25 protein-coding genes are annotated in these 25,019 nt (G+C 70.4%); 3 read left to right on the top strand and 22 right to left on the bottom strand.

Annotated features, from left to right (window positions below; all coding sequences use genetic code 11):
• Position 1: 1 nt before the first annotated feature.
• The 7 genes from KV106_RS18815 to KV106_RS18845 form a co-directional block, all read right to left on the bottom strand.
• Entirely contained in the window at positions 2–1,171 is a 1,170-nt protein-coding gene (locus KV106_RS18815) for an acyl-CoA dehydrogenase family protein (protein ID WP_261211633.1), read from the bottom strand.
• Positions 1,168–2,403, bottom strand: a complete 1,236-nt coding sequence (locus KV106_RS18820) for a CaiB/BaiF CoA transferase family protein (protein WP_261211634.1) — start codon at positions 2,401–2,403, stop codon at positions 1,168–1,170. Before KV106_RS18820 ends, KV106_RS18815 begins: the two co-directional genes overlap by 4 nt.
• A complete protein-coding gene (locus KV106_RS18825; protein ID WP_261211636.1) occupies positions 2,400–3,410 on the bottom strand; it encodes a Bug family tripartite tricarboxylate transporter substrate binding protein in 1,011 nt (336 codons plus the stop codon). Before KV106_RS18825 ends, KV106_RS18820 begins: the two co-directional genes overlap by 4 nt.
• A gap of 25 nt (positions 3,411–3,435) precedes the next feature.
• Entirely contained in the window at positions 3,436–3,828 is a 393-nt protein-coding gene (locus KV106_RS18830) for a cupin domain-containing protein (RefSeq protein WP_208508661.1), read from the bottom strand.
• Complete coding sequence (locus KV106_RS18835; protein WP_261211638.1) at positions 3,825–4,574, bottom strand: IclR family transcriptional regulator; 750 nt, start codon at positions 4,572–4,574, stop codon at positions 3,825–3,827. The genes KV106_RS18830 and KV106_RS18835 overlap by 4 nt, the downstream gene beginning before the upstream one ends.
• A 90-nt stretch (positions 4,575–4,664) precedes the next feature.
• Positions 4,665–5,585 carry a 2-hydroxyacid dehydrogenase gene (locus KV106_RS18840; RefSeq protein WP_261211642.1) on the bottom strand — a complete coding sequence of 307 codons (921 nt, stop codon included), beginning with the start codon at positions 5,583–5,585 and terminating at the stop codon, positions 4,665–4,667.
• A 54-nt stretch (positions 5,586–5,639) separates the two neighbouring features.
• The gene (locus tag KV106_RS18845) at positions 5,640–6,029 is read right to left on the bottom strand and encodes a hypothetical protein (protein WP_057590707.1); all 390 of its coding nucleotides are present in this window, start codon (positions 6,027–6,029) and stop codon (positions 5,640–5,642) included.
• Between the two features lie 109 nt (positions 6,030–6,138).
• Here KV106_RS18845 and KV106_RS18850 point away from each other — a divergent pair, with 109 nt between their 5' ends.
• On the top strand, positions 6,139–6,453 hold the full coding sequence (locus KV106_RS18850) for an EthD family reductase (RefSeq protein WP_057590706.1): 315 nt from the start codon (positions 6,139–6,141) through the stop codon (positions 6,451–6,453).
• Positions 6,454–6,499: 46 nt separating this feature from the next.
• Here KV106_RS18850 and KV106_RS18855 read toward each other — a convergent pair whose 3' ends face one another.
• The 7 genes from KV106_RS18855 to KV106_RS18885 all read right to left on the bottom strand — a co-directional run bounded on the left by KV106_RS18855 (position 6,500) and on the right by KV106_RS18885 (position 15,645).
• Positions 6,500–7,480: a DUF4349 domain-containing protein gene (locus tag KV106_RS18855; protein ID WP_261211645.1), complete on the bottom strand. Its 981-nt coding sequence runs from the start codon at positions 7,478–7,480 to the stop codon at positions 6,500–6,502.
• Between the two features lie 118 nt (positions 7,481–7,598).
• Entirely contained in the window at positions 7,599–9,599 is a 2,001-nt protein-coding gene (locus KV106_RS18860) for an acetyl-CoA carboxylase biotin carboxylase subunit (protein ID WP_261211646.1), read from the bottom strand.
• Complete coding sequence (locus KV106_RS18865; protein ID WP_208510927.1) at positions 9,592–10,263, bottom strand: DUF4126 domain-containing protein; 672 nt, start codon at positions 10,261–10,263, stop codon at positions 9,592–9,594. The genes KV106_RS18860 and KV106_RS18865 overlap by 8 nt, the downstream gene beginning before the upstream one ends.
• A 16-nt stretch (positions 10,264–10,279) precedes the next feature.
• Positions 10,280–11,080 (bottom strand): enoyl-CoA hydratase/isomerase family protein, encoded by an 801-nt coding sequence (locus KV106_RS18870; RefSeq protein ID WP_261211648.1) that lies wholly within the window; start codon positions 11,078–11,080, stop codon positions 10,280–10,282.
• 13 nt (positions 11,081–11,093) lie between these two features.
• Complete coding sequence (locus tag KV106_RS18875; protein WP_261211650.1) at positions 11,094–12,701, bottom strand: carboxyl transferase domain-containing protein; 1,608 nt, start codon at positions 12,699–12,701, stop codon at positions 11,094–11,096.
• A gap of 42 nt (positions 12,702–12,743) precedes the next feature.
• Entirely contained in the window at positions 12,744–14,417 is a 1,674-nt protein-coding gene (locus tag KV106_RS18880; protein ID WP_057590700.1) for an AMP-binding protein, read from the bottom strand.
• Positions 14,418–14,472: 55 nt separating this feature from the next.
• Positions 14,473–15,645, bottom strand: coding sequence for an isovaleryl-CoA dehydrogenase (locus tag KV106_RS18885; protein WP_057590699.1), 1,173 nt, complete (start codon positions 15,643–15,645; stop codon positions 14,473–14,475).
• A 141-nt stretch (positions 15,646–15,786) separates the two neighbouring features.
• Between KV106_RS18885 and KV106_RS18890 the strand changes: the two genes are divergently transcribed.
• The gene (locus KV106_RS18890; protein ID WP_057590698.1) at positions 15,787–16,863 is read left to right on the top strand and encodes an AraC family transcriptional regulator; all 1,077 of its coding nucleotides are present in this window, start codon (positions 15,787–15,789) and stop codon (positions 16,861–16,863) included.
• Between the two features lie 21 nt (positions 16,864–16,884).
• On the opposite strand, the gene KV106_RS18895 is transcribed toward KV106_RS18890, so the two are convergent.
• From KV106_RS18895 to KV106_RS18915, 5 genes are all read right to left on the bottom strand, one after another.
• Positions 16,885–17,856 carry a Bug family tripartite tricarboxylate transporter substrate binding protein gene (locus KV106_RS18895; protein ID WP_261211652.1) on the bottom strand — a complete coding sequence of 324 codons (972 nt, stop codon included), beginning with the start codon at positions 17,854–17,856 and terminating at the stop codon, positions 16,885–16,887.
• 44 nt (positions 17,857–17,900) lie between these two features.
• On the bottom strand, positions 17,901–18,971 hold the full coding sequence (locus tag KV106_RS18900; RefSeq protein ID WP_261211654.1) for an aromatic ring-hydroxylating dioxygenase subunit alpha: 1,071 nt from the start codon (positions 18,969–18,971) through the stop codon (positions 17,901–17,903).
• A 97-nt stretch (positions 18,972–19,068) separates the two neighbouring features.
• Positions 19,069–19,866 carry a helix-turn-helix transcriptional regulator gene (locus tag KV106_RS18905; RefSeq protein ID WP_261211656.1) on the bottom strand — a complete coding sequence of 266 codons (798 nt, stop codon included), beginning with the start codon at positions 19,864–19,866 and terminating at the stop codon, positions 19,069–19,071.
• A gap of 78 nt (positions 19,867–19,944) precedes the next feature.
• On the bottom strand, positions 19,945–20,406 hold the full coding sequence (locus tag KV106_RS18910) for a hypothetical protein (RefSeq protein ID WP_261211658.1): 462 nt from the start codon (positions 20,404–20,406) through the stop codon (positions 19,945–19,947).
• Positions 20,403–21,401, bottom strand: coding sequence for a D-2-hydroxyacid dehydrogenase family protein (locus tag KV106_RS18915; protein WP_261211660.1), 999 nt, complete (start codon positions 21,399–21,401; stop codon positions 20,403–20,405). The genes KV106_RS18910 and KV106_RS18915 overlap by 4 nt, the downstream gene beginning before the upstream one ends.
• Before the next feature lie 70 nt (positions 21,402–21,471).
• On the opposite strand from KV106_RS18915, the gene KV106_RS18920 reads away from it, so the two are divergent.
• Positions 21,472–22,389 carry a LysR family transcriptional regulator gene (locus tag KV106_RS18920; protein ID WP_261211662.1) on the top strand — a complete coding sequence of 306 codons (918 nt, stop codon included), beginning with the start codon at positions 21,472–21,474 and terminating at the stop codon, positions 22,387–22,389.
• Here the strand turns inward: KV106_RS18920 and KV106_RS18925 are convergent.
• From KV106_RS18925 to KV106_RS18935, 3 genes are all read right to left on the bottom strand, one after another.
• Complete coding sequence (locus tag KV106_RS18925) at positions 22,377–22,703, bottom strand: thioredoxin family protein (RefSeq protein ID WP_057590787.1); 327 nt, start codon at positions 22,701–22,703, stop codon at positions 22,377–22,379. The genes KV106_RS18920 and KV106_RS18925 overlap by 13 nt on opposite strands.
• A gap of 94 nt (positions 22,704–22,797) precedes the next feature.
• Entirely contained in the window at positions 22,798–23,487 is a 690-nt protein-coding gene (locus tag KV106_RS18930) for an HAD family hydrolase (RefSeq protein WP_057590691.1), read from the bottom strand.
• A 319-nt stretch (positions 23,488–23,806) separates the two neighbouring features.
• Positions 23,807–24,937 carry an IS481 family transposase gene (locus tag KV106_RS18935; RefSeq protein WP_261211664.1) on the bottom strand — a complete coding sequence of 377 codons (1,131 nt, stop codon included), beginning with the start codon at positions 24,935–24,937 and terminating at the stop codon, positions 23,807–23,809.
• Positions 24,938–25,019 lie beyond the last annotated feature (82 nt).

Raw genomic sequence — 25,019 nt, forward strand, 5'->3', positions numbered from 1 at the left:
CTCAGTAGGACTTCGGCAGCCCGAGCGCCTTCTCGGCGATGAAGTTCAGGATCATCTGCGGGCTCACGGGCGCGATGCGCGGGATGTAGCTCTCGCGCAGCAGCCGCTCGACGTGGTATTCCTTCGCGTAGCCCATGCCGCCGAGCGTGAGCACCGCGTTCTGGCAGGCGTCGTGCGCGGCCTCGGCCGCGAGGTACTTGGCGGCATTGGCCTCGATGCCGCAGGGCTCGCCCGCGTCGTAGAGCGTGGCGGCCTTGAGCATCATCAGGTCGGCCGCCTCGAGGTTGGCCCAGGCGCGCGCGAGCGGATGCGCCACGCCCTGGTTCTGGCCGATCGGCCGGCCGAACACCACGCGCTCCTGCGCGTACTGCGAGGCGATGCGCAGTGCCGCGCGGCCGATGCCGATGGCTTCCGCCGCGATCAGGATGCGCTCGGGGTTGAGCCCGTGCAGGATGTACTCGAAGCCCCGGCCCTCCTCGCCGATGCGGTCCTCCTGCGGCACCTCGAGCCCGTCGATGAACAGCATGTTCGAGTCGACCGCCGCGCGGCCCAGCTTGTGGATCTCGCGCACCTCGACCTTGGCGCGGTCGAGCGCGGTGTAGAACAGCGTGAGGCCCTGCGTGGGCTTCTTCACCTGCTCGAGCGGCGTGGTGCGCGCGAGGATCAGCATGCGGTCGGCCACCTGCGCGGTCGAGATCCAGATCTTGCGGCCGTGCAGCCGGTAGCCGCCGTCGGCCTGGCGCAGCGCCTGCGTCTTCAGCCGCGTGGTGTCGAGCCCCGCGTCGGGCTCGGTCACGGCGAAGCAGGCCTTCTCGCGGCCCGCGATCAGCGGCGGCAGGAAGCGCTGGCGCTGTGCCTCGCTGCCGAACACCACCACCGGGTTAAGGCCGAAGATGTTCATGTGCACCGACGACGCGCCCGACATGCCCGCGCCCGAGGCGCTGATGGCGCGCATCATCAGCGCCGCCTCGACGATGCCCAGGCCCGCGCCGCCCTGCGCCTCGGGCATGGCGATGCCGAGCCAGCCGCTCGCGGCCACGGCGCGGTGGAACTCGTGCGGAAACTCGGCGCGGTCGTCGTGCTCGCGCCAGTACTCGGCGGGGAAGTCTTCGCACAGCCGTTCGATGGCCGCGACCAGCGAGCGCTGGTCGTCATTGAGGGAGAAATTCATTCGCTGTCCTTCGCGGGATCCGGTTGCAGGGTGACGCCGCGCGCGAGCAGCCCGGCGATCGCGTCCTCGGCATAGCCGGCCTCGCGCAGCAGCTCCACGCTCTGCTCGCCGATGCGCGGCGCCGGGCGACGGATCGAGGCCGGCGTGGCGCCGTAGCGGCCGACCGGCGCGAGCGTGCGGATGCGGCCCTCGCTCGGATGGTCGAGTTCGGGGAAGAAGCCGACGGCGCGCAGGTGCGGATCGTCGAGCAGGCTCTCGGTGCTGTGCAGCCGCGCGACCGGGATGTCGGCCGCCTCGAGCAGCGCGATCCATTCCTCGCTGCCGCGCGTGGCCATCACCTCGGCCACGAACGCATAGACCGCGCCGATGTTCGCGGCGCGCGCGGTGTGGGTGCCGAACATCGGCGAGTCGCGCAGCTCGGGCCGGCCGATCAATGCGAAGAAGGCCTGCCAGTGCTTGTCGTTGTAGATCAGCACGCCGAGGTGGCCGTCGGCCGTGGCGTAGGGCTTGCGGTGCGCGGCCAGCAGGCGCGCGTAGCCAGTGGGGCCCAGCGGCGGCTCGAAGCTGTGGCCGCCGAGGTGGTCGCCCATCACGAACTGCGACAGCGCCTCGAACATCGGCACCTCGACTGCCTGGCCGCGCCCCGTGCGCTGCGCATGCAGCACGGCCGCGAGCAACGCGATCGCGGCCTGCAGGCCCACCGCGCGGTCGGCCAGGGTCACGGGCGCGTAGCGCGGCTCGCCGCCGCTTTGCTGCGCGAACAGCGAGGCCACGCCGGCCGCGCCCTGGATCAGGTCGTCGTAGGCGGGCTTGCCGGCATAGGGGCCGTCTTCTCCATAGCCGAAGGCGCCGAGGTAGACGATCTTCGGGTTGACCGCGGCCACCGCCTCGTAGCCCAGGCCGAGCCGCGCCATCGCCTGCGGCCGCGTGTTGTAGATCAGCGCGTCGCAGCCGGCCGCGAGCCGCAGGCAGGCCTCGCGGCCCTCGGGCTGCTTGAGGTCGAGCACGATCGAGCGCTTGTTGCGGTTGAGGTGCAGCGCCATCGCGCCCATGCCCGCATGGCGCATCGGGCCGACGGCGCGCAGGTTGTCGCCGCCGGGCGGCTCGACCTTGATCACGTCGGCGCCGAGGTCGCCGAGGGTCTGCGTGGCGTAGGGCCCCATCACCACGGCCGTGAGGTCGAGGATGCGGATGCCCTGCAGCGGGCCGGTGGCGGCGGACGCTTCGCTCATTCGGGCTGGATCCCCGCGGCCTGGATCAGCTTCTTCCACTTCGCGAGTTCCGCCACCGTGAACGCGCCCAGTTCCTCGGGCGTGCTGCCGAAGGCATCGAAGCCCAGCTTGCTCACGCGCTCGCGGAAGGCCGCGCCGTTGGCCATCGCCGCGAGCACCTTGTTGAGCTTCAGCACCACGTCGCGCGGCGTGCCGGCCGGCGCGAACACGCCGTTCCAGGAGGTGATGTCGAAGCCCTTGAGCTCGGGCGTGTCGGCCAGCGGCGGCAGCTCGGGAAAGAGCTGGGTGCGCTCCTGCGTGGTGACCGCGATCGCGCGCATCTTGCCGGCCTTCACGGTCGCCAGGCCGGCCGCGAGGTCGACCACCATCATCGACACCTGCCCGCCGATCAGGTCGGCGATGGCCGGCGGCGTGCTCTTGTAGGGCACGTGCAGCATCGGCACGCCGCTCATGCGCGAGAGCGTGGCGCCGCTCACGATGCCGGTGCTGTTGCCGCTCGCGTAGCTGAGCTTGCCCGGATGCGCGCGGCCCCAGGCCAGCAGCTCGGCCACGTTCTTCACGGGCAGCTCGTTGTTGACCACCAGCATGAACGGCAGGTTGCCCATGCGGCTCACGGGCGCGAAGTCCTTCACCGGGTCGTAGGGCAGCGACTTCATCAGGCTCGGGTTGGCCGAGTGCGTGGTGTTGGTGGTCATGAACAGCGTGTAGCCGTCGGGCGGTGCCTTGGCCACGAGTTCGGCCGCGATCACGCCGTTGGCGCCCGCGCGGTTGTCGACGATCACCGAGCCCTTGAGCGCCTCGCCGAGCATCTGCGCCGTGATGCGCGCCACCGCATCGGTGCCGCTGCCGGCCGCGAAGGGCACGATCATCTTGATCGGCTGCTTCGGATAGCCGTCCTGCGCGAAGGCCCAGGGCGCGGCGCCCGCGAGGCCGGCGGCGGCGCCGATGGCAATGAAACGGCGGCGCTGCGCCACCGCGACCGGTTCTGTCGCGTTCTTCGTCTGCATGGTGGTTGTCTCCGGGTGGTTGTGGTCAGGGCCGGATCACGCGCTCCGGCGATTCCTCGTAGGGCGGGCTGTAGATCACCAGCACGCGCACCGGCTCGTCGCTCACCACCGTGAAGGTGTGCATCGCGTCGGCCGGAAAGAAACAGCTGTCGCCCGGGTGCAGCTCCTGCCGCTGACCGCCGACCTCGGCCACCGCGCGGCCCTCGAGCAGGTAGCAGACCTGCTCGATGCCCGGGTGCGCATGCGGCAGCGCGCCCTTGCCCTTCTGGATGTGGCCCACCAGCACCTCGAGCTGCTTCGCGCCCACGGTCTCGGGGCCGATCAGCCGCTTGTTGAGCGTGCCCGTGTGGTTGGCGGGGTGGTAGCCCTCGATCTCGGCTTCGCGCACGAAATAGCGGGGGGCGGTGGCGGTCGTCATCGGGGGTTCTCCGTCTTGGGTTCGATCGCGAGGCAGGCCGAGCGCAGCATCGCGGCGATCTCCTCGATGCGTGCTTCCATGCGGTAGCGCGGGCCGGCGACCGAGATCGCATAGGCCTCGCCGCCGATGCGCAGCGGCCAGGCCAGGCCGATCAGGTCGGGAATGCTCTCGCCGAGGTTGCCGTACCAGCCGCGCGTGGCCGAGCGCTGCAGCTCGGCCTCGATCGCCTCGACCGTGGTCAGCGTGGCCTCGGTCAGCGGTACCAGCGCCATGCCCTCGAGCAGCAGGCGGCGCGCGTCGGGCGCCAGCGTGGACAGCAGCGCGCGGCCGATGGAGTTGGCGTAGGCCGGGCGCGTCTCGCCCGACTCCGCCGTGTAGCGGATGCTCTGCGGCGCGCTCAGCACCTCGAGGTAGACCACCTGGCCCGCGTCGCGGAACTTGCCGAACACCACCGTCTCGCGCGCCGCGTCGCGCAGCTCCTCGAGCGTGGCCTTCACGCGGTCGAGCACCGGGTCGTGCGCCGCGATGACCTGCGCCATCGCGAGCAGCCGGCCGGTCGGGTAGTAGCCCTGGCGCCGGCCGGTCTCGTACATGTAGCCCTGCTCCTCGAGCGTGCGGATCAGGCCCAGGCAGCTCGACACCGGCATGTCGAGCAGGCGCGCCATCTCCGAGAGCGCGAGCGGCTGCTTCTCGCGGGCGAAGAGCTCGACGATCTCGATCACCCGGAAGGCGGTTTTCACAGTCATGAAAAGATTTTCATGCTTGTGAAAAATTATTGCCCCAGGGTTTCCCCTGCCCGCGGCGCATTCCGGCGGGCGACGGAAGGATGCGTTGGCTCAGTAGCCGCGCACCGGGTCGACCACGCCCGCGATCGGCAGCCCCTGCTCCATCGCGCGGATCTTCCCGGCGATCTGCGCGATCGACTCCTCGCGCAGCGTGCGCGCCGAGCCATGCGGCGTCACGACGATTTTTGGATGGCGCCAGAAGGCATGGTCGGCCGGCAGCGGCTCGACCTGGAACACGTCGAGCGTGGCGCCCGCGAGCCGGCCGCCATCGATCAGCGGAATCAGGTCGTCCTCGACCAGGTGCGCGCCGCGCGCGATGCTGATCAGGTAACCCTCGGGCCGCAGCTTGCCGAGCGTCTCGCGGTTGAGGATGCCGCGCGTGGCCTCGGTCAGCGGCAGCAGGTTGACCAGCACGCGCGTGGACGACAGGAACTCGTCGAACTGCGCCTCGCCGCTGAACACGCGCACGCCCTCGATCTGCTTGGGCGAGCGGCTCCAGCCCAGCACCGGGAACTCGAACTGCGCGACCGCCTTCGCGACCCGTTCGCCGAGCACGCCCAGGCCCATGATGCCGACCGGGAAGTCGCTGCGCGCCTTGGGCCGGCGGTAGCTCCACTTGCCTTCGCGCGCATCGGCCTCGTAGGCATCGAACTCGCGGAAGTGGCGGATCAGCGTGTGGCACACGTACTCGGCCATCTGCACCGACATGCCCGCGTCGTCGAGCCGCACGATGCGCGTGCCGGTTGGAATGCGGAGCTTGAGCAGCGCGTCGACGCCGGCGCCGATGTTGAAGATGCCGCGCAGCGCGGGCTGCTCGTCGATGAACTGCTGCGGCGGCGCCCACACGACCGCATGGTCGGCCTGCGGCGCGCCGGGGCGCCAGGCTTCGATCTCGGCGTCGGGCAGTTCGGCCTTCAGGCCTTCGATCCAGGGGTCGGGACGGTTGTCGGTGAGGTAGACGGTGATTCGCATGGAGCGAATCTTAGGCGCGCACGGCGAACGTCGCCGTCGCCGAGGCGGCCCGCGTCACCACTCGCGCCATTCCTCTGTGATGTCCTCGCCCTCGGTCTCCAGGCCCGCATGGCTCGCGGCCGCGATGATCAGCTCGCACAGGTCCTCGCGCTGGTCGGTCTCGATCAGGCTGCCCTCGCTGTCCTCGTTGAGGCGGTTGAGCTGCAGCACCACGCGCTCGACGGCCGCGAGGATCGCGGCGTCGCGCTTCGCCTCCGAGGCCTCGTCGATCGCCGTCAGCGTCGCGAGGTACTCGTCGACGATCTCGGCGCAGCGGTCGACCTCGGCCTGCGTGTAGCCGGGATCGAATTCGGGATCGTGGTCCGGGTCCTCCTCGTCGTTGCGCATGTAGTCGACCATGCTCGCGAGGGTCTTGTCCTTCAGGGCTTGCAGTTCGGGTGTCATGGTTGCGTCACTCGGTGGGTCCAGGGGTGGTGCCGATGGCGACAGCCCACGCCTTGTGTGCCCATGCGCCATCTCCTATGCTTGATCGTTCAATCCGGAGACCCTACCCATGATCAAAGTCAGTGTGATGTACCCCTACACCGAAGGCGCCCGCTTCGACCACGACTACTACCGCGACAAGCACATGCCCCTGCTGAAGGCGCGCATGGGCGATGCCTGCAAGTCCTACACCATCGACAAGGGCCTGGCCGGCGGCGCGCCCGGCGCCAAGCCCACCTACGTCGGCATGTGCCACGTGTTCTGCGATTCCGTCGAGGCCTTCCAGGGTGCCTTCGGCCCGCATGCCAAGGAGATCCTCGGCGATGTGAGGAACTACACCGACATCGCGCCGGTGATGCAGATCAGCGAGGTCGTGGTCGGCTGAACGGCCACCCACGCACCCTCGCTTCCCTCGTGCCGGTGCCGCCGCCTCAGGCGGCCCTGGCCTGGCGCCGGCGCAGCCACAGCCGGCGCACGCCCCACAGCACGGGCACCAGCAACAGCAGCCACGGCAGCACCGCCGCCACGAAAGTGATCAGGCTGCCCACGCTCTCGGCCAGCACGCGGCCCGCGTTGCGCAGGGCCTGCGTCATCGGGTTGTAGCTCTCGCCGCCGCCGACCAGCGCGCGCACTGTCGTGAACTGGATCTGGATGTGCTGCTTGCTGGTCTGCTGCTGCAGCACCTTGCGCTGCGTCGCCGAGGCATCGAGCTCGGCCTGGGTGTCGGCCAGCGTGCGCTGGATCTGCAGCAGGTCGGCCATGGTGCGCTTGGTGGTGGTGTCGCGCAGCATGACGCGCAGGCTGTCGCGGAACTCGGTGCGGTTCTTGATGCGCGCCTCGACGTCGATCACCTCGGCGGTCTTGTCCTCGCTGGTGGTGTTGTGCGCCACCACCTTCGCCACGCCCGCGAGGCCGGCCAGCAGCTTCTCGACGTCGGCCGGCTCCACGCGCATCTCGAGCGTGGCATTGCCGGCCTGCTGCGGCGTCTCGCGCAGCAGCGAGGACGACAGCAGCTCGCAGCGCAGGGTGCCGCAGAGGTCGCGCACCTTGCCCCAGGATTCGGCGAGCTGGTCGGGCGCGACCTCGACGTTGAGGTCCTGGCGGATCGCGAGGTAGCGCTGCAGCGGCGCGCTCTCGCCCACCTGCTTCTCGGCCTGCTGGTCGAGCGACATCGCGGCGGGCGCGGGCGGTGCCGGCTCGGCCATGCGCATGCGCCTGGACTCCATCGCGCCGCCGGCCGCGTAGTTGCCCGAGGGCCGGGCCGCGGCGGCATCGACTTCCGCGGCCGCGTCGCGCCGCTCGCAGGCGCTGAGCGTCAGGGCCGCGGCCAGCGCGAGCAGCAGCATGCGGGGGCGGGCGCCGAGGCGCTGGAAGGGAGAGAACGAGGAAGGCTGCGGCTGGCGATGCGTCATGAAGAATCCTTCAAGGGAAGTGGGCATCGCGGTGATACGGCCTGTGGGCGGCGCCGGGGTTAAAACCGGCGCCGCCATCTGGTAACAGCTTGCAAGCCCCGTGACCGGGGCCGCGGATTCAGGCCGTCTTGGCCATGCGCAGCAGCTCGTCCCCCTCGGCCACCTGCTCGCCCGGCGCGAACAGCAGCTCCTCGACCGTGCCGTCGGCCGGCGCGGCGATGGTGTGCTCCATCTTCATCGCCTCCATCACCGCCAGCGGCTGGCCGCGGCTGACCTTGTCGCCGGCCTTGACCGAGAAGGACACGACCTTGCCCGGCATCGGTGCCGTGAGGCGACCGCCCTCGGCCTGCGTGTCGCCGGCATGGGCGAGGCGGTCGATGGCGGTGATGCGGGTCGCGCCGGCCGCGGCGAAGACATGGGCCGTGGCATCGTCGAGGTAGACGTCGAGCGTCTGGCGCTGGCCCGCGAACTCGAGCTCGATCTCGCCCGTGGGCAGGCGGCCGACGACCAGCGGACCGGCCACGCCGCCGGCCTCGAGCCACAGGCTGCCGTCGCGCTTGTAGGTCAGCAGCGCGCTCTGCTCGGCGCCGCGGAATTCGAAGTCGAAGCGGCGCGTGTACTCGCCGAGCGCGCGCCAGCCGTCGCGGCGCGCGAAGGGGTCGATGCTGCCGGCCGGCGCCGCGGCGAGCGCGGTGCGCGCCACGGCCGCGGCCGCCGCCAGCGGCAGGCCCAGGGTCTCGCGGTCGAACAGCACGGCGCGCTCGCGCTCGATCAGCGCGGTGTCGAGGTTGGCCTTCGAGAACGACTCGGTCGCCAGCACGCCGCGCAGGAACTGCACGTTGGTCGCCACGCCCACGATGTGGGTCTGCGCCAGCGCCGCGTCGAGCCGCGCGAGCGCCTCGTCGCGCGTGGCGCCGTGCACGATCAGCTTGGCGATCATCGAGTCGTAGAACGGCGAGATCTCGCCGCCCTCGCGCACGCCGTCGTCGATGCGCACGCGGCTGCGCTGGAAGGCCGTGGCCTGCGGCTTGCGGTAGATGCGCAGGGTGCCGGTGGCGGGCAGGAAGTTGTTGTCGGGGTTCTCGGCGCAGATGCGCGCCTCGATCGCATGGCCGTGGATCCGCAGCTCGGACTGCTGCGCGGGCAGCGTGCCGCCCGCGGCGACGCGCAGTTGCCATTCGACGAGGTCGAGGCCGGTGATGGCTTCGGTCACCGGGTGTTCGACCTGCAGGCGGGTGTTCATCTCCATGAAGAAGAAGTTCATCTCCCCGCCGTCGCGCTGCTCCACGATGAACTCCACCGTGCCCGCGCCCACGTAGTCCACGGCGCGCGCCGCGGCCACCGCGGCCTCGCCCATCTGCTGGCGCATCGCCTCGGTCATGCCGGGCGCGGGCGCTTCCTCGAGCACCTTCTGGTGGCGCCGCTGCACCGAGCAGTCGCGCTCGAACAGGTAGACGTAGTTGCCGTGGCTGTCGCCGAAGACCTGGATCTCGATGTGGCGCGGGCGCTGCACGTACTTCTCGATCAGCACCGCGTCGTCGCCGAAGCTGTTGATGGCCTCGCGCTTGCACGAGGCCAGCGCGGCCTCGAAGTCGGCCGCCTTGTCGACCGCGCGCATGCCCTTGCCGCCACCACCCGCGCTGGCCTTGATCAGCACCGGGTAGCCGATGCGGTCGGCCTCGCGCTGCAGCAGCGCCGGGTCCTGGTCATGGCCGTGGTAGCCGGGCACCAGCGGCACGCCGGCCTTCTCCATCAGCTGCTTCGACTCGGCCTTCAGGCCCATGGCCTTGATCGCCGAGGGCGGCGGGCCGATGAAGACCAGGCCGGCGTCGGCGCAGGCCTGCGCGAACTCCTCGTTCTCGCTGAGGAAGCCGTAGCCCGGATGCACCGCCTCGGCGCCCGTGGCCTTGGCGGCCTCGAGGATCTTCTCCCAGCGCAGGTAGCTGTCCTTCGGCGCGCTGCCGCCCAGGTGCACCGACTCGTCGCAGGCGCGCACGTGGTTGGCATGCGCGTCGGCATCGGAGTACACGGCGACCGTGCGGATCGCCATGCGGCGCGCGGTGGCGGCGACGCGGCAGGCGATCTCGCCACGGTTCGCAATCAGGATCTTCTTAAACATTGGACGAGTCTCCCGGAGGATTCTTTTTCAGTTGAAACGCGGGCACGACGCCCGGATCGGGCCGGCCGCTGAAGATGCGGGCGACGCGGGAGAACAGCGCCCTGAGGAAGCGCCAGCTCTTGCGGATCAGCCACACGCTCGCGACCAGCACGAGCACGAACAGCACGAGGAAGACGAAGGGATGCGCCACGGCCAGCCACAGGCCCGCGGGCACCATGGTGTCCTCGACCAGCGAGGCGCCCACGTTCGAGAACGGTTCGGGCGAGGTGTTGATGGCCGCGCGCGTGGTGGCCTTGGCCGCATGCGCGGTGGCCGCGAAGCCGCCGCCGAGCAGCGCCGCCACCAGCGCCATCGCGCCATGGTCGACGCCGAACACGCTGGCCGCGAGCGCCGCGCCCGCGGGGATGCGGATCGCGGTGTGGACCACGTCCCAGAGCGAATCGAGCCCCGGGATCTTGTCGGCGAAGAACTCGACGAACACCATGAAGCCGCTGGCCGCGATCACCACCGGATGCGCGAGCAGCTGCAGCCCGCCCGGCAGCGGCACCCAGCCGAGGTAGCCGACCAGGCCCGTGAGCAGCACCACCAGGTACAGCCGCACGCCGCTGGCCCAGCCGATGGCGGCGGCCAGGGCGAGCAGCTGGGGCATGTCGAGCGCGGTCATGGGATGAAGGAGCCGGTCAGGACGACGCGCCCGCGAGCCAGGACGGCTTGCGCTTCTGCAGGAAGGCCTGCACGCCCTCGCGGCCCTCGTCGCTGGCGCGGATGTCGGCGATGCCCTCGACCGTCTTCGCGATCAGCGCATCGTCGATCTCGCGGCCCGCCACGTCGGCCACCAGCTGCTTGCAGGCGCGCACGGCGGCCGGGCTCGCGCCGGTCAGCGCCTTCAGCAGCTCGTCGACCTTGGCATCGAGCGCATCGGCCGCCACCACCTCGTGCACGAAGCCGATGCGGTGCGCCTCGGCGGCGCCGAAGCGCTCGGCCGTGAGGAAGTAGCGCTGCGAGGCGCGCGTGCCCATGGCGCGCAGCACGTAGGGGCTGATGGTGGCGGGCACCAGGCCGATCTTGACCTCGCTCAGGCAGTACCAGGCGCTGTCCACGCTCACGGCCATGTCGCAGGCCGCGACCAGCCCCATGCCGCCCGCGTAGACGTCGCCCTGCACGCGCGCGATGGTCGGCTTGGGGCACTCGGCGATGGTGCGCAGCATGGCGGCGAGCTTGCCGGCGTCGGCGATGTTCTCGTCGCGGCTGTAGTCGGCCATGCGGCGCATCCAGTTGAGGTTGGCGCCGGCGCAGAAGGCCGGGCCGTTGGCGCCCAGCACGATGGCCTTGACCTGCGGTGCCGCGCCGGCCTCGGTGAAGGCCCGCGTCAGCTCGGCGATGACCACGTCGTCGAAGGCGTTGCGTGCCTCGGGCTGGTCGAGCCAGATGCGCGCGACGGCGCCGTCGGTCGCGAGGCTCAGCTTGGTGAAGTCGCTCATGCCGCGTTCCTCCTCACATGCGGAAGATGCCGAACTTCGGCTCGGGGATCGGCGCGTTGCGCGCGGCCGCCAGGCCCAGCGCGAGCACGCGGCGCGTGTCGGCCGGATCGATGATGCCGTCGTCCCACAGCCGCGCGGTGGCGTAGTAGGGATGGCCCTGGTCCTCGTACTGCTGGCGGATCGGCGCCTTGAAGGCCTCCTCCTCGTCGGCGCTCCATTGGCCGCCCTTGGCCTCGATGCCGTCGCGCCGCACGGTCGCGAGCACGCTCGCGGCCTGTTCGCCGCCCATCACGCTGATGCGCGCGTTGGGCCACATCCAGAGGAAGCGCGGGCTGTAGGCCCGGCCGCACATGCCGTAGTTGCCGGCGCCGAAGCTGCCGCCGATGATGATGGTGAACTTCGGCACGTTGGCGGTGGCCACGGCCGTCACCATCTTGGCGCCGTGGCGCGCGATGCCTTCGTTCTCGTACTTGCGGCCCACCATGAAGCCCGTGATGTTCTGCAGGAACACCAGCGGCGTCTTGCGCTGGCAGCACAGCTCGATGAAGTGCGCGCCCTTCTGCGCCGATTCGGAGAACAGGATGCCGTTGTTGGCGACGATGCCCACCGGCATGCCCTCGATCTCGGCGAAGCCGCAGACCAGGGTGGCGCCGAAGCGGGCCTTGAACTCGTGGAACTCGCTGCCGTCGACCACGCGCGCGATGATCTCGCGCACGTCGAAGGGCTTGCGCGTGTCGGTGGGGATCACGCCGTAGAGCTCCTCGCGCGGGAACGCGGGCTCGCGCACCGCGGCCTTGGCCGGGCCCTCGGCCGCCTTCGCGTTGAGGTTGGCCACCGCCGAGCGCGCCAGCGCCAGCGCATGCAGGTCGTTCTGCGCCAGGTGGTCGGCCACGCCCGACAGCCGCGTGTGCACGTCGCCGCCGCCCAGGTCCTCGGCCGTCACCACCTCGCCGGTGGCCGCCTTCACCAGCGGCGGGCCGCCCAGGAAGATGGTGCCCTGGTTCTTCACGATGATCGATTCGTCGCTCATCGCCGGCACGTAGGCGCCGCCCGCGGTGCACGAGCCCATGACCACGGCGATCTGGCCGATGCCCTGGGCACTCATGTTGGCCTGGTTGTAGAAGATGCGGCCGAAGTGCTCGCGGTCGGGGAACACCTCGTCCTGGTTCGGCAGGTTGGCGCCGCCCGAGTCGACCAGGTAGATGCAGGGCAGCCGGTTCTGCTCGGCGATCTCCTGCGCGCGCAGGTGCTTCTTCACCGTCATCGGGTAGTAGGTGCCGCCCTTCACAGTGGCGTCGTTGCACACCACCATGCAGTCGACGCCGTTGACCCGGCCGATGCCCGCGATGATGCCGGCGCCGGGCGCGTCGCCCTTGTACATGCCGTGCGCGGCCAGCGGCGACAGCTCGAGGAAGGGCGTGCCCGGATCGAGCAGCTCGGCCACGCGTTCGCGCGGCAGCAGCTTGCCGCGCGCCGTGTGCTTGGCGCGCGCGGCCTCGCCGCCGCCTAGCTCCACCCTGGCGAACTGCGACTGCAGGTCGTCGACCAGCGCGCGCATGGCGGCGGCATTGGCCTGGAAGTCGGCCGAGCGGGCGTTGAGTTTGGTTTCGAGTTGGGTCATGGTGCAGTCAATGTCGGGAACGGGGCGCGCGGGCCCCCGTGTTCAGGCGGTGCGCGCTTCGTCGAGGCCGAGCTCGGCCTTCATCTCGTCGCGGATCTTGAACTTCTGGATCTTGCCGGTCACGGTCATCGGGAAGGCCGGCACGAAGCGGATGTACTTCGGCACCTTGTAGTGCGCGATCTGGCCCTTGCAGAAGTCGCGCACCTCTTCCTCGGTGACGCTCTGGCCGGGCTTGGCGATGATCCAGGCGCAGAGCTCCTCGCCGTACTTGCGGTCGGGCAGGCCCACCACCTGCACGTCCTGCACCTTGGGATGGCGGTAGAGGAACTCCTCGATCTCGCGCGGATAGATGTTCTCGCCGCCGCGGATCACCATGTCCTTGATGCGGCCCACGATGTTGACGTAGCCCTCGGCGTCCATGGTCGCGAGGTCGCCGGTGTGCATCCAGTGCTCGGCATCGATGGCCTCGCGCGTCTTGGGCTCGTCATCCCAGTAGCCGTGCATCACCGAATAGCCGCGCGTGCAGAGCTCGCCCGACTGGCCCGGCGGCATGGTCCTGCCGGTCTCGGGGTCGACGATCTTCACCTCGAGGTGCGGCTGCACCGTGCCCACGGTCGACACGCGGCGGTCGAGCGGCGTGTCGGTGCTGCTCTGGCAGCTCACGGGGCTGGTCTCGGTCATGCCGTAGGCGATGGTGATCTGCTCGAGGTGCATCTCGCTGACCACGCGCTTCATCACCTCGATCGGGCATGGCGAGCCGGCCATGATGCCGGTGCGCAGGGTCGAGAGGTCGAACTCCTTGAAGCGCGGATGGTCGAGCTCGGCGATGAACATCGTCGGCACGCCATGCAGGCCGGTGCATTTCTCGGCCTGCACCGTCTCGAGCACGGTCAGCGGATCGAAGCCGTCGTTCGGATAGACGATGGCCGAGCCGTGCGTGAGGCAGGCCAGGTTGCCGAGCACCATGCCGAAGCAGTGGTAGAGCGGCACCGGGATGCACAGCCGGTCGTCCGGCCCGAGCTTCATGCACTCGCCGATGAAGAAGCCGTTGTTGAGGATGTTGCGGTGCGTCAGCGTCGCGCCCTTGGGAAAGCCCGTGGTGCCGCTGGTGAACTGGATGTTGATCGGGTCGGTGGCCTTCAGCGTCTTCTGCACCGCGGCCACCTTCGGGTCGGCCGCGTCGCCGCTGGTCAGCAGCGCCGAGAAGCGCCGCATGCCGGGCACCTCGGCGCCCTCGCCGGCCTTGTCGATCCAGAAGGTGTGGGCCAGCTGCGGCAGCCGCTTCGGGCCGAGCTCCTGCAGCATGCCGAGGTAGTCGCTGGTCTTGAACTGCGCCATCGTCACCAGCGCCTTGCAGCCGACCTTGTTGAGCGCGTACTCGAGCTCGGCGGTGCGGTAGGCGGGATTGATGTTGACGAGGATCAGGCCGACCTTGGCGGTGGCGATCTGCATCAGCACCCACGGCGCGTTGTTGTGCGACCAGATGCCCACGCGGTCGCCCGGCGCGAGCCCCAGCTTCAGCAGCGCGCTGGCGAGCCGGTCCGACTCGGCCTGCAGCTCGCGGTAGCTGAAGCGCAGGCCTTCGTGGCGGCTCACGAGCGCCTCGCGATCGGGTTGCCGCTCGACCATATCGTCGAAGAAGTCGCCGATGGTCTGTTCGATGAGGGGGACGTCGGTGGCGCCCTTGCCGTAGCTCTCGGTCAGTGCTGCAGTCATGTTGATGTCCTTGTCTCCTGGTCTGCGCCCTCCCGCGGGGAGGGGGAACGACGGCTTATGCGGTCTCGGCGAACAGCTCGCGCCCGATCAGCATGCGCCGGATCTCGCTGGTGCCCGCGCCGATCTCGTAGAGCTTGGCGTCGCGCCACAGCCGTTCGACCGGGAATTCCTTGGTGTAGCCCACGCCGCCGAGCGCCTGGATCGCCTCGCCGGCCATCCAGGTCGCCTTCTCGGCCGAGTAGAGGATCGCGCCGGCCGCGTCCTTGCGGAAGGTGCGCGCATGGTCGTTGCGGTCGCAGGCCTTGCCCACGGCGTAGACGTAGGCGCGCGTGGCCTGCCAGGTCGAGTACATGTCAGCGATCTTGCCCTGCATGAGCTGGAACTCGCCGATGCTCTGGCCGAACTGCTTGCGCTCGTGGATGAAGGGCAGCACCGCATCCATGCAGGCGGCCATGATGCCCAGCGGGCCGCCCGAGAGCACGGCGCGCTCGTAGTCGAGGCCGCTCATCAGCACCTTCGCGCCCTGGCCCTCGCCGCCGAGCACGTTCTCCTCGGGCACCTCGCAGTTGTCGAAAAACAGCGGGAAGGTGTTGGAGCCGCGCATGCCGAGCTTGTCGAGCTTGGTGCCGGCCGAGAAGCCCTTGAAGCCCTTCTCGACGATGAAGGCGGTCATGCCGCGCGCGCCCATCTCGGGCTCGGTCTTGCCGTAGATCACCAGCGTGTCGGCGTCGCCGCCGTTGGTGATCCACATCTTGCCGCCGTTGAGCACGTAGTAGCCGTCCTTCTTCTCGGCCTTGAGCTTCATGCTCACCACGTCGGAGCCGGCATTGGGCTCGCTCATGGCCAACGCGCCCACGTGCTCGCCGCTCACCAGCTTGGGCAGGTACTTCTTCTTCTGCGCCTCGCTGCCGTTGCGGTGGATCTGGTTCACGCACAGGTTCGAGTGCGCGCCGTACGACAGGCCGACCGAGGCCGAGGCGCGCGACACCTCTTCCATCGCCACGATGTGGGCGAGGTAGCCGAGCTCGGTGCCGCCGTACTCCTCCTTCACGGTCATGCCGTGCAGGCCGAGGTCGCCGAGCTTCTTCCAGAGGTCGTGCGGGAACAGGTTCTCGCGGTCGATGTCGGCGGCGCGGGGCGCGATTTCATTCGCGGCGAAGTCCTGGATCGCGCTGCGCAGCGAGTCGATGGTCTCGCCCAGGTCGAAGTTCAGGCCGGGATCGTGCATGGGTGTTGTCTCCTCTGAAGGGGGCCGGCGCGTGGGGCTGCCCGCGCCACGACGCGCTGGAAAGGTCGCAGCTTACGCCTCGTCGCGCCGCAATTGGCGCCACAATGGTTGCAATTTGCGCCACGCCGGCACCGCCTTGCCATGTCCTCCCCCTCCTTCCTCCGACCTGCCCGCGCCGTCACGCCGATGGCCTTCGTGCGAGCCATCGTCAAGGGCTACGAGCGCTACGGCCAGGACCCGTCCGAGGCGCTGAAGGCGGCACAGATCACGCCGCGCGAGCTCGCGCGGCCCGGCGCGCGCGTGACGGCGGCGCAGTTCGAGGCGCTGTCGGGCCATGCGATGCAGGAGCTCGACGACGAGGCGCTGGGCTGGTTCTCGCGCCGCCTGCCCTGGGGCAGCTACGGCATGCTGTGCCGCGCCTCGCTGACCTCGCCCGACCTCGGCGTGGCGATCAAGCGCTGGTGCCGCCACCACCGGCTGCTGACCGAGGACATCGGCCTCGCGCTCGAGGTGGCGGGCGGCGTGGCCACGCTGCGCATCGCCGAGAACCGGCCGCTGGCCCCGGCCTTCCGCGAGTTCTGCCTCGTGACCAGCCTGCGCTTCATGCACGGCTACATGTGCTGGGCCATCGATTCGCGCATCTCGCTGCGGCAGGCCGGCTTTCCCTTTCCGGCGCCGGCGCACCGCGACGCCTACGCGGCGATGTTCACGCCCGAGGTGCGCTTCGACGCGGCGCGCGCGAGCATCGCCTTCGACGAGCGCTACCTCGCGCTGCCGCTGCAGCGCGACGAGCGCGCGCTGCGCACCATGCTCAAGCGCGCGCTGCCGCTGACCATCCTGCAGTACCGGCGCGACCGGCTGCTGGGCCAGCGCGTGCGCGAGCTGCTGCGCTCGCGCGCCGCCGAGACCACCACCGCCGAGGCGCTGGCCACGCTGCTCAACGTGTCGAGCCGCACCCTGCACCGCCAGTTGCAGGAGGAAGGCAGCTCGCTGCAGGCGCTCAAGAACGAGGTGCGGCACGAGCTCGCGGTCGACCTGCTGCGGCGCACCCACCGGCCGATCAAGCAGGTCGCGCTGGCGGCGGGCTTCCGCAACGAGAAGAGCTTCTCGCGCGCCTTCCTGCAATGGACGGGACTCGCGCCCAGGGACTTCCGGCAGCAGGCGGCCACGCCGGCGCCCGGACCCGGGCCGTCGCGAAGCCGGGATGCCTCCACGTGAACGCCGCGGCGGCCCCTGCGCTCACTGCGCCTCGATGCTCAGTTCGCGCATGCGCCGCGTGATGACGTCGAACTCGGCGCGGTAGGCGCTGGCGAACTGCTCGGGCGTGCTGTTCATGATCTCGAAGCCGCGGGCCACGAACTGCTGGCCGACCTCGGGCGCGCCCACCACCTCGCGCACCTCCTTCGCGAGCCGCTCCACGATGGGCTTCGGCATGGCCGCGGGCGCCAGCAGACCGATCCAGACGTTGCTGTCGTAGAGCGGGTCGTCGAAGCCCAGCTCGTGCATCGTCGGCACCTGCGGCAGCGTGCTCGAGCGCTGGCGCCCGAGCACGGCCAGCGGCACGATCTTGCCGCCCGGCACGTGCTGCATAGCGCTCGCCACCGACGACAGCCCGATGTCGACCGTGCCCGACAGCAGGTCGGTGACCACCAGCCCCTCGCCGCGCTGCGGCACGTGCACCATGCCGCCGCCCAGGCCGCGGTTGAGGCTCTCGCCGGCCAGGTGGCCCAGGCCGCCGATGCCCCAGGAGGCATAGCTGAGCTTGGCGCCGCCGGAGCCGGCCTTGGCCTTGAGGTCGGCGAGGCTGCGCAGGCCCGAGCCCGGGTGGGTCGAGATCAGCGCCGGGCTGCGCACGATCTGCGTGATCGGCGCGAAGTCCTTGCGCGGGTCGTAGGCCAGCGTGCGGTAGAGCGCGGTGTTGTTGATCTGCGAGTCGGTGATCGTCATCAGCAGCGTGTAGCCGTCGGCCCTGGCGCGCGCCACCTCGGCGGCACCGATGGCACCGGCCGCGCCCGCCTTGTTGTCGATCACCACCGGCTGGCCCAGCGCCTTCGACAGGCGTTCGCCGACGGTGCGCGCCACGTAGTCGGTGGCGCCGCCGGCCGGATAGGGCACGACGATGCGGATCGGCCGCGACGGGTAGGCCTGCTGGGCGGCGGCGGGAACGGCGAAGGCCAGCGCGGTGCAGGCGATCGAAAGCAGCTTGAACATGGTCTTGTCTCCTCGTGGGTTCTTGTGTTGTCTGGCGGCGCGTGTCAGCAGCTCGCGGCACGCTCGGGCTGCGCGCGCCGCGGGGGCGCATCGCTGCGCTGCTCGTCCTCGAGCGCCTGCGCCACCAGCCGGCGGAACTGCACCAGCGCCGAATCCATGGCCAGCGGCAGCATCGGCAGCAAGGGCGCGTGCTCGATGTTGCGGGCCTGCGCGGTGATCATGTCGCGGTCCTCGTTGAAGGCCACGATCAGGCTGTCGTAGAGCGTGCGCGTGAGCTGCTCGCCGCCGAGCGAGGGCCGGTGCGCCTGCTGGAAGAAGTAGTGGGTGCTGGTCTCGGTCTCGGGCGTCAGGGTCTGGCAGCTGTGCAGCTCGACGGCATGGCGCATGTCGCCCTCGGCGTCCTCCACGGGACGCCCACCCGACTGCATCAGCAGCGTGCCCGGCAGCACGAAGTCGTAGACGAACCAGCGGTCGAAGCGCGCACCGGGCGCGAAGGGCCGCGCGCCGGCCCAGTGCGCGGGCGGCGGCACGTTCGCCACCCGGCGCGTCACGCGCAGGCCGCGCTCGATCTTCTCGATCTCGGGCCGCGCCTGCGCGATCGCGGTCGAGCCGCCGAGCGTCTTCTCGTGCACGTAGCTCAGGTGCGAGAAGTCCAGCAGGTTGTCGCAGATCAGCAGGTAGGGCGTGTCGTAGTGCAGGTAGCCCGGGATGTGGCGCCACTCGGGGTGGTCGCACGAGAAGTTGTCGGGCAGCAGCGCCGTGTCGGCGCGCTCGGCTTCGCCCATCCACACGAACACCCAGCGGTTGCGCACCGCCACCGGGTAGCTGCGCACCCGTGCGCGCGGCGGCACCGTCGCCATGCCCGGCACCTCGACGCAGAGGCCGCGCGCATCGAACTTGAGCCCGTGGTAGCCGCAGCGCACGCAGTCGCCCTCGCGCCGGCCCTTGGACAGCGGCGCATGGCGATGGCAGCAGCGGTCCTCGAGCGCCACCACCTCGCCCTGCGCGGTGCGGTACAGCAGCAGCGGCTCGCCGATGACGGTGCGGTTGAACAGGCCCTCGGCGGGAATCTCGTGGTCCCAGGCGACCACGTACCAGCAGTTGCGGATGAACATGCGCTTCTCGTCTCCATCGAATGATCTGTCTTCGATGGTGGTCGCATGCGCCGCGGCGCGCGTCCCCCGCGCAGGGGACGTTGGCGGGTATGCGGCCTCAGCCGGCCAGCCGCACCAGCGCCGCGCGGTCGTGGATGCCGAGCTTGCCGTAGGCGCGCTTGCGCAGCGTATGCACGCTCGACAGCGCGATGTCGAGGTCGGCCGCGATGCCGTCGGCCGTGAGCCCGCAGGCGATGCGCGCGCAGACCTCGCGCTCGCGGCGGCTCAGCGGCGTGTCGGCGAGCCGGGCCTGCGCGAGCGCGATGCGGCTGTCCATGTCGAGCGCGCCCGCGCCGGTGCCCAGCGCATGCCGGTGCACCTGCCGCAGCAGCGGCGCGACCGCGAGCACGCGCTCGATCTCGCCGGGCGCGAAGCGGCCCATCGAGTCGCGCCGGTAGAGGTTGACCGAGAAGGCGCGGCCGCGGGCCACCGGCAGGTAGAGCAGCGCGAGCCGGTCGCTCAGGTGCTCGCGCTCGTAGATCTGGCGCCGCCAGCCGGGGTCGGGGATCTGCTCGGCATGCATGTGCAGCGCCGTCAACTCGTCGACCTCGCCGCCCGTGCCAGCCATGCGCTGCGCGATGCCCGTCGCATCGTCGAAACCGTAGAAATGGCGCCGGTACTGCGCGAAGCAGTCGCGCGTGACGTTACGCACCCCCGCGCCATGGGAGTGGCCCTCGATCTGCACCGGTGCATCGGGCGCATGCTGCACCAGCGAGATGTACTCCACCGGCAGCAGCGCATTGAGGAAGTGCAGCATCGCGCGCGCGGGCGCCAGGTCGCGCGGCACGTCGAGCAGCAGCGACACGGCCCGCAGGTCGAGCGACTGCTGGCTGGCGAGGGCCGGAACGCGCCACATGGCTTGCATGCGGAAATTGTCCCCCCGCGGGCGCGCCGCACGAAGCGGCGGCGGATCGGGATTAACCCGCGGCGGCCTTCAGGCGGCCGCCGCGTGGCCGCGGCTCAACGCGGCGAAGGTCCGGGCCTGCCACGCGAACTCCTCGGCGAAGGCCTCGGGGTCCGCGATCGCGTAGGCGCCATAGGCATAGACGGTGGCGTAGGCCGCGTACTCCGCGGCCTGCAGCGCGCGCCCGGCCACGGCCTGGAACACCGCGTAGGTCGCGGACACCGCCGCATGGGCCGACGCATCGATCGAGCCGGAGCCCGGATGGCTGGCGGCGATGCGCGCCATGCGCTGTGCCGCCTGCGCGAGTTCGGCGCGGCTGCCGCGGCCTTCGAGGTACGCGCCGAGCACGTCGAGACCCCGCAGCGCCTCGGGTGCCTCGAGCAGATGCCGCACGCGCTGCACGCAGGCGAAGCCGAAGCGCAGCCGCAGCGGCTCCTGCGCCGCATCCTCCAGCCGGGCCGCGGCGGCGAGCCGCTGCAGCGCCTCGTTCATGCCGGGGTGGACGCGGCGCGCAGGCGGCCGAGCACCTCGGGATTGACGACGTTGCTCGGCTGCCCGCCGGCAAAGGCCACGATCTGGTCGAACACGTCGGAGAACTGAAGCTCGTACTCCTCGCGCGTCACGTAGCCGATGTGCGGCGTGCAGACCAGGTTCGGCAACCGCAGCAGCGGATCGGCGGGATCGAGCAGCGGCTCGGTCTCGTAGACGTCGACCGCGCCCATGCCGGGCCGGCCGGCCCGCAGCGCCGCCACCAGCGCACCGGGCTCGATCAGGCCGGCGCGGCTGGTGTTCACGAGGATCGCATCGGGCTTCATGCGCGCGAGGTCCTCGCGCCGCACGATGCCGCGCGTGGCCGGCACCAGCCGCATGTGGAGCGAGACCGCGTCGCAGTCGCCGAAGAAGCTCTCGCGGTCGGGCGCGCATTCGCGGCCGTCCGCGCGCGCCCGGGCCATCGATTCGGGCCGCGCCCACACGCGCACCTTCATGCCGAAGGCCTCGGCGTAGCCCGCCACCGCCTGCCCGATGCGGCCGTAGCCGTAGATCCCGAGCGTCCTGCCGCGCAGCGTGCCGCCCACGCCGGTCTGCCAGCCGCCGCGCTGCAGCGACGCCATCTGCTGCGGAATCCGCCGCGCCGCGCACAGCAGCAGCGCCCATGTGAGTTCGGCCGCCGCGTACGAAGGCGTGCCCGCATGCTGGTCCGACGACAGCACGATGCCCAGCCGCGTGCAGGCCTCGACGTCGATGTGCGGATAGACGCTGCGCTGGCTGATCAGCCGCAGCCGCGGCAGCCGCTCGAGCACCGGCGCGCGCAGCGCGGTGCGTTCGCGGATCAGCACCACCGCGTCGGCCTGCGACAGCCGGCGCACCAGTTCGTCGGGCTCGTCCACGTGGTCGTTCCACACCGTCACCTCGTGCCCCTTGAGCTTGGCGAAGCAGGGCAGCGTGCGCAGCGTGTCGAAGTAGTCGTCCAGCACCGTGATGTTCATGCGGCGGATTCTGTGCCCGCAACCCGGCTGCGTAAAATGAATTTATCTGGACCATTGCTGCAATCGCCTCATGAAAGTGGACATGCTCGGCCTGCAGGCATTCCTCGCCGTGGCGGAGCACGGCAGCTTTCATGCCGGTGCCGATTCGCTGCATATCAGCTCCACGGCGCTGACGCGTCGGCTGCAGAACCTCGAGGCGGTGCTCGGCGTACGGCTGGTGGAACGCACCACGCGCTCGCTGGCACTCACCGCGATCGGCCAGAACTTCCTGCCGCAGGCGCGGCGGCTGCTCGCCGACATCTCCTCGGCCATGCTCGGCATCCGCGAGGCCGGCCAGGCCTCGCGTGGCAACGTGACGCTGGCCTGCGTGCCGACGGTGGGCGTGCAGTTCCTGCCCGCGGTGATCCAGGCCTACAGCGCGCTGCACCCGGGCAACCACATCCGCATCCTCGACCACGCCTCGGCCGGCGTGGCGGGAGCGATCCTGCAGCGCGAGGCCGAGTTCGGCATCAGCATCGCCGAGTCCTACGACCCCGCTCTGGAGCGCGTGCCGCTGCTGGACGACCGCTTCGTGCTGGCCTGCCGCGACGACCATCCGCTGGCGCGCCGCCGCAGCATCGCCTGGTCGCAGCTCGAGGGCCACGCGCTGATCGTGCCGGGCCCGGGCAGCAGCAATCGCCCGCTGCTCGATGCGGCGCTGGCACCGAGCGGGCTCGACCTGCCCTTCGTCTACGAGGTGCAGCGCAGCTCGACGGCCGTCGGGCTGGTGGCGCAGGGCGTGGGCGCCGCCGTGGTACCCCGGCTGGCCGTGCAGGACGGCACCTATCCGCGCATCGTGCTGATCGCGCTCGCGCGGCCCACGGTGCGGCGCAGCTTCGCGCTGCTGTCGCGCAAGGGCGCGGTGCTGTCGCCCGCCGCGCAGGCGCTCTACCGCCTGATCCTGTCGATGGCCAGGCCGGCGCGCGGCCGGCGCGCTCAGGCCGGCTGAGCGATCTTCGCGAGCGCCTCGGCGATCGAGGCGCTGTCGGTGGGCCGCACCAGCTTGGCCACTTCGCGGCCGTCGCGCATGAACACCAGCGTGGGCCACAGCTTCACGCCGAACGAGCGGCCCAGCGGACGCCCGCTGCCGTCCTCGACCTTGATGTGGCGCAGGCCCGGATGCTGCGCGAAGGCGGCGGCGATGTCCGGCTGCGCGGCCTTGCAGACGCCGCACCAGTTGGTGCCGAACTCGATCACCGCGGGGCCTTGCAGGGCGTCGATCTCGCTGCGGTCGGGCTGTTCGGTCTTGTACTCGGAGGTCATGCGCGGGGGCTCCTGGTGGGCGTTGCGTGGTGAGCGGTGGCGGTCGTCCATTCGACCAGAAAGCCGGCAGCCCTGCCGCCGGTGGGTGTTCGCTTCAGCCGATGGGCCGGTGCGCCGCGAGCAGTGCCGGCAGTTCGGCCATGTCGCCGAACACCTGCACCGCGCCGACGCTGCGCAGCGCCTCGGGCCCGCTGTGGCCCGACTCGCCCGTGCTGTAGCCGAACACCGTCGCGCCCGCCGCCACGCCCGCCATCGCGCCCGTGACCGTGTCCTCGACCACCGCGCAGCGCTTCGGGTCCACGCCCAGCGCCGCCGCCGCCGCGAGGTACACGTCGGGCGCCGGCTTCGAGCGCGGCATCTCGTGCCCGCTGAAGATCCGCCCCGCGAAGCATTCGAGGATGCCGACCTTCTCGAGCTGCAACTCGACCTTGAAGCGATCCGCGCCCGAGGCGCAGGCGATGCGCCCGTCGAGCTGCTCGAACAGCGCGCGCACCGCGGCGGGCGCATTCGGAATCGCCGTCAGGTCCCGCTCGAGCGCCTCGTTGCGGCGCTCGCGAAAGCCATGCAGCCATTCGGGCGTGATGCGAAAGCCGGTCTTCGACTCGATCAGGTCGGCTTCGTCCTTCACCGCCTTGCCGGTGAAGATGCGCATCGATTCGTCGGTGGTGAGAGGCCAGCCCAGTTCGCCGAGCATCTCGGCAAGCACGCGGTTGGTGATGGGTTCGGAGTCGACGAGGACACCGTCGCAGTCGAAGAGAACCGCGGCGAAAGGAAAAGAAGACATGGGGAGATGGTACCGGCCGAGCAAAGCGAAGGCCCGGCCACCATGCAATGGCCGAGCGAAGCGATGGCCCGACCCACTCCCCTCTGGCTGTGCCGAGGAGCGCAGGAGAAGGCGGGATCAGGGCCGCAGCTGTCTGAGCGAAGCGAGTTCTGCGGCCCCCCGCTTTCTCCGAGCACCGCAGGTTGCCCGCAGCGAAGCGGAGGGACACAGACAGCGGGGTCGCCTTTTCTTTGGTTACTTTCTTTTGGCGAGACTGTATGGACCGGAGACATGGGTGACACATGTGCGAGGACATGGTGGACACATTCTGCATGGTGGCTCAGGCCTCGCGCAGGTCGATCTCGCGCAGCTTGTGGTGCACGAAGTAGACGTCGTCGCAGCCCTCTCGCCCGGGCTGCGCGCGCAGCGCGATCTCGTGGTCCTTGAGTGCTGCGGACACCTTGAAGCGCTTGCTCTTGAAGCGCACCTCCCCCAGCCAGCCGACCTTCACCACCGTGTCGTTCGGGCCGTACTCGAGCGGTGGCAGCGTCCTCGGATAGGCCCTCTCGCTGGCGCGATACCGGCTCGCCGGGGTGTTCATGCCCAGCGCCTGGTGCGGGCGCTCATGGTTGTAGATACGCCTCCAGCGATCGAACTGCTGCTGTGCCTGCGCCAGATCCTGGAAGCTGCGCCCGGCCAGCAACTCCGCCTTCAGGCTGCGATGGAAGCGCTCGTCCTTGCCGTTGGTCTGCGGGTGATAGGGGCTGCTGAAGCTCACCCGCACGCCCAGGCGGATGAGCCACAGCGCGAGTTCGCTGAGCTGGCCCGGCTCGCGCGGACTGCCCCAGGGTGCGCCGTTGTCCGCATTGATGCGCACCGGCAGGCCGTAGCGGGAGAAGACGTCCTGCAACTGCTCCTTCACGCTGGCCGTTTGCTGGCGGGCACAGGCGCGCAGGGCCAGGTTGTAGCGAGAGTGGTCGTCCAGCAGCGTCAGCGGATGGCAGGGCCCCGCTGCGGTGGACACGTAGCCCTTGAAGTCGATCTGCCAGAGGCTGTTGGGCGCCTCGTGCTCGAAGCGCTGCCAGGCGGTGGCCGCACTGCTGGCCTGGGCGCTGATGAGGCCGTGGCGCTTGAGGATGGAGTTGACGGTGCTCGGAGCCAGGCAACCCTGTCCGAGGTCACTCAGGCGCCGTGCGAGCTTGCGTGCGCCCCAGGCAGGGTGCTGCTGGCGCAGCGAGACGATGGATTGTTGAAGTTCGGGCGAGGTCTCGCCGGGGCTGTGGTGCGGGCGGCGACTGGCATCGCCCAGGCCGGCGGCACCCAGCGTGGCGCTGCGTGCGAGCCATTTGTAGCCGGTCTGCGGGCTGATGCCGAAGCGCCGGCACAGCTCACGCCGATTGGCACCTTCCTGGCGTGCCAGGGCAACGAACTCTTCTCTCAGGCTCATGGTGTCTCGGGTGCTCCAGGGCATGGTCGTCTTCCGATCGGGCGATACGCCCGATGGTGTCCACCATGTCCTCGCACACCTGTCCACCATGTGCCCGGTCCATACA

It is taken from the genome of Variovorax endophyticus, from assembly GCF_025376855.1.
GTDB lineage: Bacteria > Pseudomonadota > Gammaproteobacteria > Burkholderiales > Burkholderiaceae_C > Variovorax.